Origin of the sequence: Paenibacillus sp. URB8-2 (genome assembly GCF_013393385.1) — a bacterium.
Classification (GTDB): Bacteria; Bacillota; Bacilli; order Paenibacillales; family Paenibacillaceae; genus Paenibacillus_AQ.
Genome location: NZ_AP023239.1, coordinates 4955515 through 4973698, shown reverse-complemented (window position 1 = coordinate 4973698; position 18184 = coordinate 4955515). Strand labels below are relative to the sequence as shown.

The 18184-nt window shown below is 40.9% G+C and carries 12 protein-coding genes; 10 read left to right on the top strand and 2 right to left on the bottom strand.

What is annotated here, in order from left to right; genetic code table 11:
* The first annotated feature begins 58 nt into the window (after positions 1-58).
* Positions 59-1399 carry a phosphoglucosamine mutase gene (gene glmM, locus PUR_RS22980; protein WP_179037255.1) on the top strand — a complete coding sequence of 447 codons (1341 nt, stop codon included), beginning with the start codon at positions 59-61 and terminating at the stop codon, positions 1397-1399.
* 631 nt (positions 1400-2030) lie between these two features.
* On the top strand, positions 2031-3863 hold the full coding sequence (gene glmS, locus PUR_RS22975) for a glutamine--fructose-6-phosphate transaminase (isomerizing) (protein ID WP_179037254.1): 1833 nt from the start codon (positions 2031-2033) through the stop codon (positions 3861-3863).
* Positions 3864-4510: 647 nt separating this feature from the next.
* On the opposite strand, the gene PUR_RS22970 is transcribed toward glmS, so the two are convergent.
* Entirely contained in the window at positions 4511-5725 is a 1215-nt protein-coding gene (locus PUR_RS22970; protein ID WP_179037253.1) for a hypothetical protein, read from the bottom strand.
* 849 nt (positions 5726-6574) lie between these two features.
* Between PUR_RS22970 and PUR_RS22965 the strand changes: the two genes are divergently transcribed.
* The 8 genes from PUR_RS22965 (at position 6575) to PUR_RS22930 (ending at position 17114) form a co-directional block, all read left to right on the top strand.
* Positions 6575-6949: an RES family NAD+ phosphorylase gene (locus PUR_RS22965; protein ID WP_179037252.1), complete on the top strand. Its 375-nt coding sequence runs from the start codon at positions 6575-6577 to the stop codon at positions 6947-6949.
* A 233-nt stretch (positions 6950-7182) separates the two neighbouring features.
* The gene (locus PUR_RS22960; RefSeq protein WP_179037251.1) at positions 7183-9942 is read left to right on the top strand and encodes a TrlF family AAA-like ATPase; all 2760 of its coding nucleotides are present in this window, start codon (positions 7183-7185) and stop codon (positions 9940-9942) included.
* A gap of 117 nt (positions 9943-10059) precedes the next feature.
* A protein-coding gene (locus tag PUR_RS22955) for an IS3 family transposase (protein ID WP_197970096.1) occupies positions 10060-11210 on the top strand; the annotation gives its coding sequence in 2 pieces (ribosomal slippage) (positions 10060-10315 and positions 10315-11210; 1152 coding nt in all).
* A 1913-nt stretch (positions 11211-13123) separates the two neighbouring features.
* The gene (locus tag PUR_RS22945; RefSeq protein WP_179037249.1) at positions 13124-14587 is read left to right on the top strand and encodes a hypothetical protein; all 1464 of its coding nucleotides are present in this window, start codon (positions 13124-13126) and stop codon (positions 14585-14587) included.
* Between the two features lie 258 nt (positions 14588-14845).
* Positions 14846-15577: a hypothetical protein gene (locus tag PUR_RS22940; RefSeq protein ID WP_232101612.1), complete on the top strand. Its 732-nt coding sequence runs from the start codon at positions 14846-14848 to the stop codon at positions 15575-15577.
* 494 nt (positions 15578-16071) lie between these two features.
* A complete protein-coding gene (locus PUR_RS26175; RefSeq protein WP_226991735.1) occupies positions 16072-16200 on the top strand; it encodes a DUF6254 family protein in 129 nt (42 codons plus the stop codon).
* A 79-nt stretch (positions 16201-16279) separates the two neighbouring features.
* Positions 16280-16699 (top strand): helix-turn-helix domain-containing protein, encoded by a 420-nt coding sequence (locus PUR_RS26685; protein WP_179037247.1) that lies wholly within the window; start codon positions 16280-16282, stop codon positions 16697-16699.
* Positions 16700-16823: 124 nt separating this feature from the next.
* The gene (locus PUR_RS22930) at positions 16824-17114 is read left to right on the top strand and encodes a class I SAM-dependent methyltransferase (protein WP_179037246.1); all 291 of its coding nucleotides are present in this window, start codon (positions 16824-16826) and stop codon (positions 17112-17114) included.
* Between the two features lie 511 nt (positions 17115-17625).
* Here PUR_RS22930 and PUR_RS22920 read toward each other — a convergent pair.
* Positions 17626-18081: an AraC family transcriptional regulator gene (locus tag PUR_RS22920; RefSeq protein ID WP_179037244.1), complete on the bottom strand. Its 456-nt coding sequence runs from the start codon at positions 18079-18081 to the stop codon at positions 17626-17628.
* Positions 18082-18184 lie beyond the last annotated feature (103 nt).

Genomic DNA, 18184 nt, shown 5'->3' with positions numbered 1-18184 from the left:
CCTGAAATCATATATATGAATATTAAGCTGATGCAGCATAACAAAAAGGAGAACAGACATGGGAAAGTATTTTGGAACCGACGGTGTGCGTGGAGTCGCCAACCGTGAATTGACGGCGGAGATGGCGTACAGCATCGGTCGCTGCGGAGGATATGTGCTCACCGCCAACGTGGATAAGCCGAAGGTGGTTATCGGAATGGATACTCGGATATCCGGCCCGCTGCTTGAATCGGCGCTCGTAGCCGGTATGCTGTCAATCGGTGCGGAGGTTATCCGCCTTGGCGTAGTAACGACGCCTGCCGTAGCTTATATTACCCGTCTTTTGAAGGCGGATGCGGGCGTTATGATTTCGGCGTCCCATAATCCGGTGGAAGATAACGGTATTAAGTTTTTTGGGGGAGACGGCTTTAAGCTGTCGGATGATACCGAACTGCGCATCGAGGAATTGATGGATGCTAAGAGCGACGAGCTTCCGCGGCCTATCGGTTCAGGCTTGGGTACGGTAAGAGAGGATTTCGGTTCCAAATATCTCTATTTAGATCATTTAAAGACGACCATTTCGAACAGCTTCAAGGGGCTCAAGGTTGTACTTGACTGCGCGCATGGCGCGGCTTACGAGTTGGCCCCCCGGTTGTTCAGGGAGCTTGGAGCTGAAGTGATCGATATTGGGGCGGAACCGAACGGCCTGAACATAAATGACGGATTCGGCTCCACCCACCCTCAGAAGCTGCGCGAGGAAGTGCTGCGTCTTGGTGCGGATTTGGGACTTGCTTTTGATGGCGACGCCGACCGTCTGATTGCTATCGATGACCGGGGCGAAGAAGTCGACGGCGACTTTATTCTCTGTATTTGCGGGGATGCGATGAACCGTGCGGGCAAGCTGAAGGATGGAACGATTGTTTCGACGGTAATGAGCAACATCGGCTTTTACAAGGCTGCCGAGAAATTGTCTCTCAAGACGGCGAAGACGGCAGTAGGCGACCGCTACGTTATGGAAGAAATGCGCCGCGAAGGCTATAATCTGGGCGGCGAGCAGTCTGGCCATGTCATTTTCCTTGATTACAACACGACCGGCGACGGTATTCTGACCGCCATTCAACTGGTGGATACGCTTCTGGCTTCAGGCAAGAAGCTCAGCGAGCTGAAATCGATGATGACCAAATACCCGCAGGTGCTAGTCAATGTGCGTGTGCAGGACAAGAGAAACTATCCGAACAATTCCGCTATTGAAGCGGCTATAATGGAGGTCGAAGGCAAGCTCGGCAGCAACGGTCGGGTGCTGGTTCGTCCCTCCGGTACCGAGCCGCTGATTCGTGTGATGGCTGAGGGTCCGGTCAAGGAAGATCTGGATCAATTCGTTGGGCGGATTGTGGAGGTTGTGCAGCGCGAACTCGTATAGAAGCAGTTCAATTTTTTAATAATGACGAAGCATCACTTTATCCGGCTTTGCGGCATTCAAACTATTGCAAGGCCGGTTTTTTTTGAAAGCTTCAAATATGGGCTGGTTTTTTAATTCATTTGCAAAAGTGCGATGACGTGCATATAATAGACTATGTTCATTATTCGAGAAGGAAAGCGGGGATCGTGAGGTTAACCACTTAAGCGCCAGAGCTTGAACCTGCGCGGGGGAGAAGGAACAGTAATTAGCGCATGATTAAGGTGTGCTGATCCCGATCACGGCAAACTCAAGCTGACGAGGTGGGGGTGTTCGAAATGTTCGGCGGGGACCTCCCGGTGAAGCGCCAGAGCCGTAAATGGAAACGGAAAACGAACAGGGCAACCGTTCAGACAACGTTTCTGTGGGCGCAGTCAAAAGAGAACTTATTTATGGGTGTGCATAAAAGGGAACGGAAGCGAATCTGCTTGCGGCAGAGGAGAAGACTGTGCATTTCCAGAATTAAGTTGATGTGACAGGTTATTTTGTTGAGAATATGACAACAGAATATTTGCTTTTTCTCAAGCATGCCGCACGGCACGTTTCTTTCCTCATGCTGCCTACATTATAATCCAATGGACGGAGGAAATTATTTATGTGTGGTATCGTGGGATATATCGGCAATCAGAATTCTCAGGGGATCTTGGTAGAGGGCTTGAAAAAGCTGGAGTACCGCGGGTATGATTCGGCGGGTATTGCCGTGTTCACCAAGGATGGTCTGCAAATCGTGAAGGCGCTTGGCCGCTTGGCGAACCTGGAGTCCAAACTGGAACATTCTCCGCTTGTCGGCAGTGCCGGCATCGGTCATACACGTTGGGCGACGCATGGCAAGCCTTCGGATGCTAATTCCCATCCGCATACGGATGAGAGCCATAAATTCTCGGTTGTTCATAACGGCATTATCGAGAATTATCTTGAGCTGAAAGAAGAACTGATTGCCGAAGGATGCCATTTTTCTTCCGAAACCGACACTGAGGTGATTTCTCACCTTATTGCTCGTGAGTATGAAGGAGATATCGTCAAAGCTGTGCAAAAAGCGATCAAATTCATGCGCGGTGCATTTGCGCTGGGCGTTCTGACCGAATACGAACCGGATAAACTGGTTGCCGTACGTCAGGCAAGCCCGCTCATTATCGGTCTTGGCGAAGGGGAAAACTTTATCGGGTCCGATATTCCGGCTCTGCTGGAATACACCCGTAACGTATATATTTTAAATGACGGCGAAATGGCCGTATTGACAAGAGATGCTGTCGAATTAATGACCATCGAGGGTAATTTTATTTCTCGGGAAATGATTACTGTCGATTGGGACGCCGTAACCGCGGAAAAAGGCGGCTTTGAGCATTTTATGCTGAAAGAAATTCACGAGCAGCCGAAGGCTTACCGCGATACGATGCTCGGCCGTATGAATCCGGAAGGAACCAAGGTCATCCTGCCGGAACTGAAGCTTACCACCGAGCAAATCAAGAACATCAAGAATATTCAGATCGTTGCTTGCGGCACCGCTTATAACGCCGGTCTTGTTGGACGCCATCTGATCGAATCGCTGGTGCGCATTCCTGTCGAGAACGACATCGCATCGGAATACCGCTACCGTTCGCCGATCGTAACGCCGGAGACGCTGGTTATCGTAGTCAGCCAATCGGGTGAAACGGCGGATACGCTGGCTGCACTGCGCGAAGGCCACGCAAACGGCGCACATGTACTCGCGATCACCAACGTCGTCGGCAGCTCTATTGCCCGCGAAGCGGATGATGTGCTGGTAACGCTGGCCGGTCCGGAAATCGCGGTAGCTTCGACTAAGGCTTACAGTTCCCAGATTATCGCTTTTGCCTTGCTAGCCCTGTACATGGCTGAGGTTCGCGGTACGCAGTCTGACGAAGAAGTTGCCCATATTTTGGCGGCTATGCAGTCACTGCCGGAGCAGGTGGAAGCTATTCTGGAGCAAAAGGAATCCGTTAAGGCGTATGCTGAGCAAATCGCGAAGCATGATCATTTGTTCTTCCTTGGCCGCGGAGTCGACTATGCTGTCGTCCAAGAAGGCTCGCTGAAGCTGAAAGAGATCTCCTACATTCATTCCGAAGCCTATGCGGCGGGTGAACTGAAGCACGGAACTCTGGCATTGATCGAGGAAGGCATTCCGGTCATCGCTGTGGCGACCCAGGAGTCCGTTCTGGAGAAAACCGTAAGCAACATCAAGGAAGTAAAAGCCCGCGGCGCAGACGTGCTGGCGATTACGCATGAAGAGCATGTCACCGACCTGCTGAAATCCGTCGACCAGGCCTTTGCCATTCCGAAGACCTTGCCGATGCTGACCCCGGCCCTGTCCGTTGTCGTCCTGCAACTGCTGGCTTACTATGCATCCCTGGCCCTCGGCCATGATGTTGATAAGCCAAGAAACCTGGCGAAGAGCGTGACTGTGGAGTAAGGGTAGGGGATCAATTACAATTACTGAATGCGTTAAATATTGTATGTAACTGAAAAATAATGTTTGTAACTGAAAAATAAAGTCTGTAACTTTATAATAAAGATTGTAACTAAACAAATATCATGAGCCGTCCTTGAAATGTAAGGACGGCTCTATTTTGTATATAGGGGTAAGTGTAAAAAGAAAATAAACCAATAGACTGAAAAATAAAGTATTAGACTTAAAAAAAGTTGTAGACTGGCATGCCAGCTCGAGCAGCGGCAGCCCACGCTCCTGGTGCTTCCGGATGCAACCGGCGGCGAGGGTCTGCACGCTGGTGACGGTGAACGGATCGAGCACCTGCAGTTCACACCCCTGGTACTTCTGGATGTCACCAGCTACGTCAGGATGAGCTCTGGCGGCAGTGCCCGGGTCGTGAGAGCGGCAGGTACACTCTTACTGCACTCCCGTGCTTCCGGGATGTAGCCGGCTGTAGCAGGATGCTCGCCGGCGGCGGTGACCGGATCGTGGGTAGCGGCAGCTCGAATCCCTGGTATTTTCGGATATCACCAGCTGCGGCGGCAGGCGCGTCGGAGACGTTGGCGAGACCGAGCAGTTTAACACTTTATTTTCTAGTTTTTATCCTCTACCCCATAAAATCATCAGACTTAGTCTACAACGTTCTGTTCCTCGCTTTGAAGTTGGAAAGGACTTCGATTTCCATATCTTTGTTCAATCCACTGCTGATCAAATAAATCAACCTTTTCCCAGTATAAATCCTCGCCCTCTGTAAAATCGAACTGATTAACAATAAGAATCGTTTCAGGAACAGAGTCCACCATATGTTCAGTCAATTTAACTTGAGTTTTAATGTTTCGTCTGATCTCGAAAGACTCGCCTGACCATTCTCGGGTTACTGTATGTCTGACACATCTTACAACTTGTAATTGTTCTTCCGGGTTAGGAATCATTTCTTGCATCAATGTATATTGCGGGTGAGGGATATCCTCACCTTCTACGCTGAGCGGATCAAAAATAACGGAAACTGTTGTAGTACCAGGAAAATCACTATTTGTTTGATGAGCTCTTATTTCTTTGTTTTCTTGATTGACTAATTTTGCTGTATCACCAGGAGCTTTTTGTATAGCGTACTTAGTTACTTCCATTTCTTTATCAGGAAAGTAGGTAGTAACTTCATAATCTCCTGCTAATACTTCTAGAAAACTTCCCTCGACAGTGCTAATACTCATTACAGGGCTGATACCTAGCTTCTTAAAAACACTTCGTCCTAAACTCAAAAGTCTCATTCTAATTGTTTGTTCGATAGATTCCGCCACCGTTTTCACACTGAAAGTTTCATCCTCATGAATTTTAGGTCGGAGCCCATTGGAAAATACTTCATGCAGAGAGAATGGATGCCACGTTGGGAAAAAATCCGGATGCATGAGTATACCTCCTGTACCAATAACTTGCCAGGTGAAATCTTGATCAGGCAGAATAAGGACTTCCCAGCCATTACCTCTATATTTTAAATCCATACGAAACATTTTAAATTGATTAGATTTATTTAAAAACACTCCGATAATGGAAGACTCGTAATCTCTATCCAGGTCAGCCATAATAGTTTTCAGAACAATTTTGAGTGGACCGTTAGCTTGGTCCACATTTTCGAAATTTAGTTGATCCTTTATAGTAGGGAGAATAGCTTCAAGCTTCGGTAAGAGAAATGTTGGCTTCCCAGCCATGTATATCATCAATTTGTTATCAAATCCAATATATTTGAGCCCTACATCTTGTTGAACATGAGTAACTTCATTAGTTATACGAAAGTCACTAATAATGCATCCTTGATTTCCTTGTTTCATTGCTGCAATTAATGTCATATGAAACCTCCTAATTTTCTCATAATTTTCAAACACCTTTTTAATAACAGTAATAATTACGTAATGGTAACAATGTAAGATTCAAGAATATTATAGATTTTCAAAAAACTTTATATTACAAGTGATTATTGGAGTGATACTGAAATTGGATCTCCTGCAATAGTTCGCTGTATATTTTCATTTGTGCTCCACTTACTAGGAGTGGGTTGACTGCTGCAAATCGTCTTTCGTTTCATGCAGGTTGGTTCCTTCATTGTTTGTCAGGAATAACGACGAGGGTTCCTACTGAGTACACTGGGGTGCTTCCGAATGAAAAGAACGTAGCCCGTAGGATTAGCGCTTCATGACACTTCTCTCTGCATCTTAATGATTCGTCTACTGGCGGGCGCATTGAAGAAGGGAGGCCGGATTGAGTAACGGCTTCTTAGTCTACTGGTGCCTCCGGATGTAATTTGCCGCGGCAGGCAGCTCATCAGTGACAGGGGGGAGGATTTAACAGTAGCAACTTACGCTCATGGTGCTTCTGGATCTAGCCTGTTTCGGAAGGCAGCATGCTCATAATTGTAACCGGATCGAGCAGCGCAGCTGCAGCTTGCGCTCCTAGTGCTTCCAGATGCAGCAGGATGTGCGCCGGCGACGGTGAGCGGATCGTGGGCAGCGGCAGCTACACTCCAGGTGCTTCCTGTTGTGTAGCCAGCTCCGGCAGGGTAACGCACCGGCGAGAGCCGGGGCCGGATCGAGCAGTCTAATACTTATTTTTTCATTTACTGTTGATTTTCTTGTTCCAAAACCCCATAAAATTAGCACTCTTAGTCTTTAAATAATCCCAACAACTCAGCATTAGTATGGTTGCAATCGTATACGCAAAAAGATAATATAAGTGATATTTTGGATTTAAGACATGAATGGGAGGAGATAGGTCAAAAAAATAGTGATGTTATGTATGCATTGCTTGCTTCCTGTTGTGTATTTGAGAAAGTCTTAGACAGAGCTAGCAAATGGAAACCGCAGTATTTTGTCACAACTTTTATAGCGGACTGTGCAAGAAAAGCAGGTTTTAAAGGGATTATATATTCATCCAGTCGTAAAAGATACGGGAATAATTTGGTGTTATTTAATGCTTCTGAGCCAGCTGTTGTACCAGAAGGCCGTCCAAAAGTATATATCTATGAGCCAATTGCCTATCATGAATATAATTCAGATGATCCTACGAGTGTTTTTTAATGAATTTAGTAGGTTGAGGATTCTCATGATGCTAATTATGAATATTCTACATTGTACTTAGCCGTTATATCTTATAGGCAACCTACTATTTATCCTCTTTATTAACGTTATTTTCTTTCTATCAGTCTTCCCAAAAATTATTCTCTCCCTTTCAATATTTATTCTAATAATTGACTACTTTAAACCCCACAGGTGTCATATAATTACAATATATGACACCTGGAGGGGTTAAAGTGAGTTATCAAGGTATGCGATGGTATAAATGTGATTTCCAAATGCAAACACCAGGCGATCATTATAATTGGTGTCCAGATGATCCTTCCTACTTGAAATTTAATGCAACACCTGAAGAGATATCTCATTCCACTGATATTTATCTTACACGTTGCCACGAAGTAGGATTAGAAGTGATCTGTGTTACAGACCACAATTTTATTGGTAGAAATTATCTGGAAATGCTTCAGCAGAAGAATGAGAGTGTTGCTAGGGGATTAGGTAAAAATCCATTGATTATTCTACCAGGTTTTGAAATAGAAGTTTCCCAAGGACTTGGTATTCATTTATTATGCATATTTAATTATGATAAGCCACTTCAAGATATTGATGATCTTGTAACTCAAATTGGATTACCAAGAACAGCTCGGGTTCGTCATGGAAATATTGTACCCGTTGAGACCACTTTTGGTAAATTAGCTAGAATTGTTCAAGAGGAGCATCATGGAATCATTATTGCTGCGCACCCGACATCGGAAAGTGGCTTTTTGAACGACCGCTTTATCACTGATAATTTTCAAAGAGAAATGTTTACAAATCCAACCCTACTGGCGATGGAGGTTCCTAGACCGTTGGATACACTATCAGCTAATTGGAGAAGGTTAATCACAGCAGCTCCAGAATGCCATCCTGATTGGAGACGTGAACGTAGAATAGCAGCAGTCATGTCTTCTGATGCGTATCGACTAACAGAAGGTGATAAAGGTTATATCGGGAAACGTACTACTTGGGTGAAAATGTCTAATCCTTGTGTTGACTCAGTAGTACAAGCATTTCTCGATTGTGACCGTATTAAACTACAAGATAATTCTCCTAATGAAGAGGTTATGCATGATAGAATTATTTCTTTAACAATTGATAATTGCGCCTTTCTTAACAATCAAACTGTTCATTTCTCGCCTAATCTTAATTGCATTATAGGTGGAAGAGGAGCGGGCAAATCTTCTATATTAGAATACATAAAATTATGTTCAACGGATAAAGCGGATCTAAAAGCAACAGAACAGCTTTCAAGAATAAAAAATACGCTGTCCTCTGTTTCAAAAATACAATTAGTTTGGAAAAATAAACACGGGCTTGTAGACACCTTTGAATATAAAAACGAAACTCCTCAAGTAATTAGCAGGGAAGTAGCGGAACCATTAGCAGTATTCCGAAATTTAAATATCTCAGTTATTAGTCAAAGAGAGATCTCAAATATTGCTCAAGAACAGAGTTGCTTAACGGATCTTATTGATAGTTTAACTGGGCCTCAACTTAAGAGAAAGAAGGAAGAAGAGACCGAATTAATCTCAGAGATTACACGCGGGTTTCAAAATGAGATGCGAATTGAACGTATCAAAAGTGAACGAAATCTTCTTCTTCAAGAAAGAGATGAGTTGAAGCGTCAATGGGATGCATTTGAAGCGGTGAAAGTAGAAAATGATAAAAAAGTTAAAGCATCCCAAGCTGCTCGATATATAACTGAAATTCAAGAAGAAGTAATCAAAATTACCGAACAACTAAACGGAATTGTGGAAATGTTTGAAACCGAATATGTAGAATTAACAAAACAAGACTGGACAGAAACGTCCTATTTCGATCAATTAAATATAGACATACGTGGAGCTAAATCTAATTTGAAAAATCAGATCATTCAAGCACTGAAGGACTATGAATTAGCGATAAATAAATCTACTATTGAACATGATGATTGGAACGAAATTAAAACATCTATTAAAAAAACAGAATCTGATTTTTTGGATGCTTGTAAAGAACAGGGATTAAAACCTGATGAAATGGATAGATTATTCGATATAGAATCAAAGATACAAGAAAAGGATATATTACTAGATGGAAAAGAAGATTTGTTGAAAGATTCTTTTCAAGAAATCGAGGCCTTATACAGAAATATCGAATATTTACGTAATAATTGGTCTGATCAGACTGAATTGAAAAAAACTAAAATTAATGAAGTCCTCTATTCAGGTGATATTCCGTCAATAGAATCAGGACATCCTTTCATTGAAGTTGAAATTCTATATATGAAGGATAAAGCCCACTTCGTACAGATATGGGACGAATCCCCTGTTCGCCGCAGTGTCCGTTTAGGGCGGAATTGGGAAGCTATTGGTGAACACCTTTTTAAGCAATTTGTTGAGCAACACGTGAGCGATCCTTGGACGATTTTAAATCGATGGGTTAATCAAGAGGAATTGATGCCAGAAGAAATAAGACTTCACCAAGCTGATTTAGCTAAATTCTTTAAAGAAGATCAAAGGGTTTTCTGGCAGAAGCTTCAATCCTCCCGAGTCAATGATTTAATAGACATTACCTTGTACAGAAGTGATGGCTCTCGAGCTGGTTCACTAACGGATAATGGTTTGTCAGATGGTCAAAAAAACACAGCTATTCTAGCACTCTTATTTGCAGATGGTACAAATCCTATTGTAATAGATCAGCCGGAAGATGAGTTGGACTCTGATTTTATATACAACGAATTAGTACCTCTTTTGAGGAAAGTTAAACATAAACGACAGATAATTTTAACTACTCACAATGCAAATATACCGGTAAATGGTGATAGCGAGCTTGTTTATGCTCTAAGTACTGTAATGGGTAGGGGGACTGTGCGGGCTGAAGGAGGATTAGAGAAACCAGTACTGCGTAATACTGTACTACAAGTTATGGAGGGTTCGGAAGAGGCATTTCGTAGAAGAAGAGAGAAATATTCATTCTAAATAGTATGTGACAAAAGACAGATACTCTTGCCTCATACTGTTGTTGCTAGACTAAAAAGTAGACATGGGGAACCGAGAATCGGGTAAAATGAACCTATCCAAATTCGAGGTGCTAACATGACGAAAAAATACGATAAAGAATTTAAACTGCAAACGATTCAGATGATCCAGGAAGAAGGAAAGGCGGTGGCGCAGGTCGCCCGCGAACTGGGGATAAGCGACAACACCCTGTATCGTTGGATGGCGGAATATAAGCAAGACGGTGCACAAGCCTTTCCAGGCAGTGGACAACTGAAAGCCGACGATAAGGCAATGAGAGACCTTCAGAAACGCATTCGTGATCTGGAAGAGGAGAACGACATCTTAAAAAAGGCGATGCACTACTTCGCCAAAGACCGGCGCTGATCTATGCCTTCATCCACGATCATCGCTTCAAGTGCCGAGTCTCGAAGATGTGCAAAACCTTTGATGTATCCCGAAGCGGCTATTACAAATGGACCAAGCGAAAAGCCAGCAAACGTGAAAAACGACGTCGCAAGTTGGAGCGGCGGATCCGTCGTATCTTTCTGGAATCGCGTCGATTATATGGAAGCCCCAAAGTAGCAAAAGAACTTCATAAGCAGGGCATACGTGTATCCGAGAAAACGGTCGCTCGGATCATGAAGGAGCTGGGTTTACGCTCTCGCACGGTGAAGAAATACAAGGCCACAACAAATTCGAAGCACAACCTGCCCGTCCAAGAGAACGTGCTGAACCGCGAGTTTAATCCGGCAGCTCCAAACAAGGCCTGGGTGGCTGATATTACGTATATCCCGACCGATGAGGGTTGGCTGTATTTGGCGAGCATCATGGACCTGTACAGTCGTAAAATCGTTGGCTTCCACATGGATCAGCGAATGACGAAAGAACTGGTGTTAACGGCGCTGGATCGTGCCTACAGCCAGCAGCGGCCTCGTGGTGAGGTGCTGCATCATTCGGATCGTGGCAGTCAGTACGCTTCCCATGACTACCAAGCGCGACTGCGCACCTATAAGATGAAAGGCAGTATGAGCCGTAAAGGGAACTGTTACGATAATGCGTGCATCGAATCGTTCCACAGTGTGCTCAAGAAAGAACTCGTCTACTTGGAAAAATTCAAAACACGCAAGGAAGCCAAGAAACGCATTTTTGAATACATTACTTGTTTTTACAATGGAAAGAGAATCCATTCAGCAATTGGGTACTCTACGCCCAATGAGTACGAACGTATGTACCGATTCGCTGCATAATTTTCTCGATTCTTTGTGTCTACTCTATTGACAGAGGTACATGTTTATGGGATTCATTCGCTATACCAGCAGTTATAGTATTGGCGTTTTAAATGATCTGAGTTCACAGAAAGAAAATTAAAGGTGATGAAATAGAAAACTGTTTATTCTGAAATCGAAATAATTAAAAAGGTATTCCTTCACGGAATCAGAAGAGGGTTTATCTAGGCGAAAGTTGACGGTTACAAACTTAAATATGTTTGAATTTAAACAAAGCGATATTGGTTCTTAGTTACAAGGAATATTTAACACAATTATTGGTTTTAAATATTGTATTTAAATGCAAAATAAAGAATGTATCTTTAATCATCAATACATTATTTACTTTTGTAGATGACGAGTTAGATTTTGATGAGGCTGTTTCTATTCTATCTTCATCTGAAAGTAATATCATCGCAGTATTTAATACTTATGGCAGAGTTGGATTGGTCTTAGATCTACATAAAAAGAAGATAGTCATACGATTTAGCAGAGATGATTATCATTTCAATCAAACAATATTTCCAGTTTCCTTTATACGAATGATGATAATCAAATACTTTTAATTCATGGAGCGAAATGGAATAGGCTTGATATTTCAAATCCACTAACTGGTGAGTTATTAACCTCCAGAGTAGATCCTGAATTTCACATGATAGATAATCAACCCAATTGTGATGAACATTATTTGGATTATTTTCATGGGCAACTATTAGTTTCTACTAATAACGAATGGGTTGTGGAGAATGGTTGGGAATGGCACCCCCATGGTTCTGTGACAGCATGGAATATAAAACAATGAATTACAAATAATTGTTGGGAATCCGAAGATGGAGAAAGTAAGAAACAAATATGGTGGGGTAAGGAAGACTGGAATGATCCAATTTGTTGGCTTAGTAATACCACCGTTGGAATAATGGGGAAAATCGATTCAAGTTTTTATGACGATGAAGATCTCATAAATATACCGAAAGAATTACTTTTTAGAATCTTTGATGTTTGTGATGGAAGTTTATTGAATGAATTTGAAATTTGTAATGGCATATTATTTTTCGATAAACTTTTATATTGTTCCTCTCAAGTTATAGGCTTTCGAGTTTATGATATCTCGAATGGAAAGTTACTTTTTAAAGATAAAATATTTTACCCAAAAGTTTACCATAGTAAATCAAAAGAATTTTTGGAGATCACTGATAATGAAATAACAATTTGCAAGTTCTTCGAGGAAGAATGGAACTTCAGCTAACACCATATTCACGCTTCGGGGCATTCGCCACTCGGTCCGGCAGAAGTTAGAAGTGGATTCGATGAGGCATTTCAGTAGCGGGGAAGTAATTCAGCCGGATACACCCGCACCACCTAACCGCATCGCGGCCGTCCCTCCGGGACTTAAGGTGGTGGGGCGTCGTGAATACAAGAACGTTAAGTGCAATTCCTGGTGGGAAAGAACGTATAAGAATGGTAAGGACTAGACGGAAGAGGTTAATCCTTTACGGATTTTCAATGGTTGAGCTCGACAGCTCTGTAGGTAAAATATTTCCTTTACGGAAACGGACTGATTAGAAGGTGGAATGCAGTCTCAAAGTGGCCACTCCAAGAACAACATCTAACACCGTTTTTACGCATCTCAGCATTCGCCGCTTGGTTCCCCGAAGGGTAAGAAGTAGAATCGATAGAAGGTAAATCAGTAGTCAGAGAAGCGGATTCTGGTGGACACATCTGCAAGGCTAAGTGGCTGAGCCGCCCGGCGAACGGGTCGCTTCGCTTGATCAATCTACCAACTTAAGACTTTCGACGTCGTGAATACAAGAACGTTGTCTGACACAATTGCAATTCGTTTTCAAAATCAAATAAACAATATAAATACTACTTTTAGGTAGAAGGTGAGTTACTGAATGTTTATTTTAGGTAAATCAAATGATGATAAGGGAAAGCAATTAGAGGAACTAACTAAAAGAATATTGATTCACTTAAATTATCAAAATATAACAACTAATTATATTGGCCCGGGTGGGGAAGAGATTGATGTAGTTGCAGATTTCAAAATACCTAATATTGGTATGAACATAACTAGAAGATTGATTTGTGAATGCAAGGCATATAAAACTCCATTAGATACATCAAGTTGGTTGAAGTTTTTAGGTAAAGTGTTTGTGGAAGAATCAAGTAAGGAAGAAGTTTATGGCTGCTTTATTGCTTTATCTGGTGTTAATGGTAATGTAAAAGGGAACTATGAAGAAATAAGAAAAAATCGCTCCAATATCATATTAGTTACTGGTGAGACTTTGAACGAAGCAGTTACTCAGATGTACAACCTGGGCAATTTAAATGATATAAATGGAAAAATAAAAAGACTAACAAATAAAATGATAAGAATGACGGATATTTGCTATTACGATAATGATGTTTATTGGATTGTTGTTTTTAACAATGATGAATATACTCTGCTTAACTCTTTAGGTGATTTTTTAATTGAAGAAACTGCATTAATTATTAGTTCATTAATTGAAAGTTCAAATGCATATGGTAAATACGTAGACATCTTGAAAGAAAATCAAGCAGCACTAAGATTCTTGTATACCAAAAAAGCTGTCTTGTCTGGAATCATGATTAATAATGGATGTATGAAAATTGAAGAACTTATAGAGTTTTATTTTGGTATTAGTGATATATCTAGTGAAGAAATACTCCATAGTATAAACGAATTATTACTCTTAGGTTTTATAGAATGTAAAGGCTCTAATGTATGCATTGTAAATAGTTTTAATGACTTAATTATTGATTTTTTTCGATTTTTTCTATCGGAAGATTTTATTTTTATTCAAGCAGTTGGCTGCGAATTTTATGACAGTTGTATTAATGATGATCTTATCAATAGGTTAGAGGAAATTCAATTTGGTATGCGTTTTTCTTCAGAAGAAAGAAGTGCAATTATGAAATTGATAAAATTATCTCCATCCGCATTCTCTATGTCGCTTTATCCAGAGGAAACGATATCAGGTTATTACCGGCAAGGATTAAATGATAGTAGGATCGAAGAACATAACCGAAAATATTTTATGAAATTATTATATGATAGTTTCATGGGGGATTTTAGAAATGAATACTATATTAACTATTTTTACGAAGTTAGAGGGATAATAGAAATCCAAAGTGACCAAATGTTCAAAATAAAAGGGGAACATGGATTAATTACTCAAGGTGATTTTGCTAACAGAATCACTATTATGAAGGTTCCTGACGAACATGGTGGGGGACATGTTCAAGCGTTAGTTATGAGTGATCATCCGGAACCGTGGGAAGGCCTTGGTATTTTAACAAAAAAGGCAGAACCAAGTGATTTGAATGACACAAATTAAGATTGATAACTCATTAATCGAAGAAGGCAATTACGTCAGATAACAATATATTCACGTATCGGGCATACGCCTTCGGTCCGGCAGAGGGATTTCGAGGAAGTAGGAGCAGCCGGACACACCCAACATTCGCTGGGCGTCGTGAATACGAGAACGTTATAAGAAATCAGTATAAAGACGTAAAAATTAAGGTGATTCATGTTTAAATTATATAGTAGTGCAATAATTTGCGTATAAACAAAATAGAAGGTGAGCAAACCATTGACTATGTATCACTCTTTGAAATATTACTTAAGAATAGGGTATTTACCTATTCTAGATAGGTATCGGTTAAAGGATATTAATTTTGAATACGGTTGTTATATTGCTTTAGACGTGTGTCTTCCACTGTATAAAGTAATGGAGATGAATGCTCAAAGTTTAGAAGACACGTGGGTAAAAGTAAATGATTATGTTGCTAATTCGTTAAGAATCATTACTGACGTTTATGGTGAAGAATTAGAGATTAATGCAGACGATAAATTAAGAGATGTTGATAGAGAAATAATAAACGAAATTAAGTACCAATTGAAAACACCTCCTGCAGCTTGCTACCCTCTATATTTTATATCTGTTGGTGATGGTATAGATGAAAGACTTGTATACGTAGGAAAGACATCTTCAAAAACACATCGCTTTGCAGGAGGGCATAGTGCTGGACTAAAGCTTCATGCACCTGAATATGAGGGAATGAGTAAACACATATACTTTGGCACGGTTGTTTTCTTAGATAATAATAAAAATTATATGCCTTTAGAATTTATTCAACCCTTTGAAGATGCGAAAAATCTGCTAAGCAACTTAGAAGCTGGGCTAATTTTTAATTTAAAGCCTGAATTAAATTCAACTTACTTGAATAATAGTTACGCACTATTTGATATGTATGTAAATGTTGAAAATCACTCAAGTAGAACTGATTTACTAAAAAACGAGCAAGTAAATATCCAAACATAATTTTTTTGCTTTTTACCTTCTAGATAGAGCGATTTATGAAAAAATATATATATATATGATACCGAATTAAATTGGTAATAGTAAATAAATTTGATATATTCATCAATACTTTAGTTACAATCTTTATTTTCCTGTCTATAAGTTTCAGTTGCAAACTTTAATCTCATACTTATCTATAAAAAACACTGGAATATCAAGGGATTAGAGTTACAAAGTATATTTAACACATTCAATTACTGTCTGGTTATAAAAAAGTGTGGAACCGGTAAAAAAAAGTGTGGAACCAAAATGCAGACATCATGAGCTGTCCTGAATTTACAGGACGGCTCATTTTTTTAGAATGGGTTGAAATTGATGGAAACCATTGGAGATAGATAATTGTGATAATCGATCCATTTCTGTTCACATGAATTAATTATATGAATGAACGGGGCCCAGGAATGACAACATAAGGAAGTAGTATACATCTCAGTTTCCAGAGGAGGATATCTTTTATGGCTCACCAGAAGAGAAGGAACAAAGCTGCCTGGAAGTCACGAAAGCAAGAACAGCATCCCCATGGTAAAATCAAATCGCTCAAGGAATTGTCCAGCGAATATGAAGAGAAGCATACTACTTTATAAGGAAGAGAAAGACTGTCGGAGAAATTTGCCGGCAGTCTTTCTTGTTTAAATCATCTATATAAAATGATTTAATGAACTAATGAAATCCAAGGCTGTGCTTCTACGGTTGGAAGGCCGAACCATTGCCCAAATCTCGGAAACCTTGCACCGTACTCCTAAAACGGTAGGCGACTACCTGCACAAATATCAGGACGGGGTATTGAAGAATCTGGAAATGGACCACTCCCCTGGTAAACCGCCAAAATTGTCGAAAGAGCAAACCCAGCAGCTCACAGACTTACTCGCTCATAAGCGCCCTGTGGACGTTGGGTTTGAGGCTAAGTATACTTGGACCCTAAAGCTTACGATCCATTATATCGAGCGTGAATATGGTCATACCTTTAGCGAACGCGGTCTGTCCTTCATCCTGACATTTGCCCGGCTTTTTCTATTGTTACTGGGGATAGGTTTTAGGATGGGTGCAAGGAAAATAATGGGTCTACCTCGAATATTATCTTAATGATACGACTTTATTTTCGTTACTTTACTGTCAATAATGGGAACAAGGATCTGCATAGAAATTGATAACAAGACTACTTCAAGCGAGCGAAAAGCCGAGTATTTTTCAAGAGGGAACCTCTCAAATGTGGACGGACGATTATATATCCCGCCAACTGTTGGCGACACATTTAGATCCGATGTCGGATGCAGCAAGCAGGAGACCCGAAGTAATCGATGCAACCGTTCATTGGATAGTTAATTACTTATGCCGGCAGGATCATGCCAAAGAAATTCTTGATTTGGGATGCGGACCTGGGCTATATGCACAGCGGTTGGCGAAATTGGGGTATTCTGTAACGGACATTGATTTTTCAAAATTGTCTATTGAATACGCCAAGCAACAAGCAACCATGGGGAACTTTGAGATTTCTTAGTTTAAGCGAAAACTATATTTCGTATGACTATCCCAATCCATATGACATCATTTTAATGATTTACTGCGATTTTGGCGTTATAGACGAATTGAGCAGGGATACGTTACTTACGAAGATCTATGCAACTTTAAAACCTGGAGGAGCATTTGTTTTTGATATATTCCGCCCGCAAAAGTACATGGACCATAAAGGAACAAAAACATGGAGTTTGAAAATTGGAGGATTCTGGAGGCCTGGGCCCCATTTAGGTCTAAATTCAAGTTATTGGTATGAAGACTCAGGCGCTCATTTAAGTCAATATATCATTGTTGATGAAACCAGCCATTTTGAGGTGTATAACATCTGGGATAAAACGTATACAAGGGATGAGTATCCTCCATCTTACTGAAATATGGATTTGTTGACCTGGAGTTTTATAATAACTTCTCCGGCAATCCTTATACTGAAGATAACGATACGCTCTGTGTCTTGGCAAGAAAGAAGTGAAATATTTTTGCAGTTCCTCAAATGACTATAGCGGCTTTACAGGAACACATATTTCGCAAAAATGATGGTTAATCATGTCACCCGTGTATCTTTCCAAAATTGGCTTGTTGTCCATTTGATATCCGCTGTTTTGTAAAGCTGGAAACATTTTCGCCCATGCTTTTTGAATATCTTCCACTATATGTTTGACTTTGAAAACAACGTATAGCCCCTCGGAAAGTTCGCCTTCGCAAATGGAATCATCCATCGAATAATCCTTTGAAATGACGATACATGCATCATATTTACAGTTCTCAGGAAGTGTTGTTTCAGGGTTATCTTGTGGAATTCCGAGAATTATTGCTGATTCAGTGAGCAGATTTTTCTCCTCCGCCCATTTTTTTAACTTTTCCATTGCTTGAGTATTTGCAGGACCATATGGACCAACTTGCCGCACGTATGCGAGGCGATATGTTGGAAGAGTTTCGACTTTAATATTCATATTTTCTTCTTCCTTTCTCTAATCATATTCAATTCATTTCGAATGCTATCATGGTATAAAAATAGATTCATTCATTTTTTTAAAAATTGGAAATATTGTGAAT

What these genes read in the sequence shown, in the direction of transcription:
- glmM (WP_179037255.1), top strand. Translation starts at nt 59, where the DNA reads ATGGGAAAGTATTTTGGAACCGACGGTGTGCGTGGAGTCGCCAACCGT.
- glmS (WP_179037254.1), top strand. Translation starts at nt 2,031, where the DNA reads ATGTGTGGTATCGTGGGATATATCGGCAATCAGAATTCTCAGGGGATC.
- PUR_RS22970 (WP_179037253.1), bottom strand. Translation starts at nt 5,725, where the DNA reads ATGACATTAATTGCAGCAATGAAACAAGGAAATCAAGGATGCATTATT.
- PUR_RS22945 (WP_179037249.1), top strand. Translation starts at nt 13,124, where the DNA reads ATGTTTATTTTAGGTAAATCAAATGATGATAAGGGAAAGCAATTAGAG.
- PUR_RS26175 (WP_226991735.1), top strand. Translation starts at nt 16,072, where the DNA reads ATGGCTCACCAGAAGAGAAGGAACAAAGCTGCCTGGAAGTCACGAAAG.
- PUR_RS26685 (WP_179037247.1), top strand. Translation starts at nt 16,280, where the DNA reads ATGAAATCCAAGGCTGTGCTTCTACGGTTGGAAGGCCGAACCATTGCC.
- PUR_RS22930 (WP_179037246.1), top strand. Translation starts at nt 16,824, where the DNA reads ATGTGGACGGACGATTATATATCCCGCCAACTGTTGGCGACACATTTA.
- PUR_RS22920 (WP_179037244.1), bottom strand. Translation starts at nt 18,081, where the DNA reads ATGAATATTAAAGTCGAAACTCTTCCAACATATCGCCTCGCATACGTG.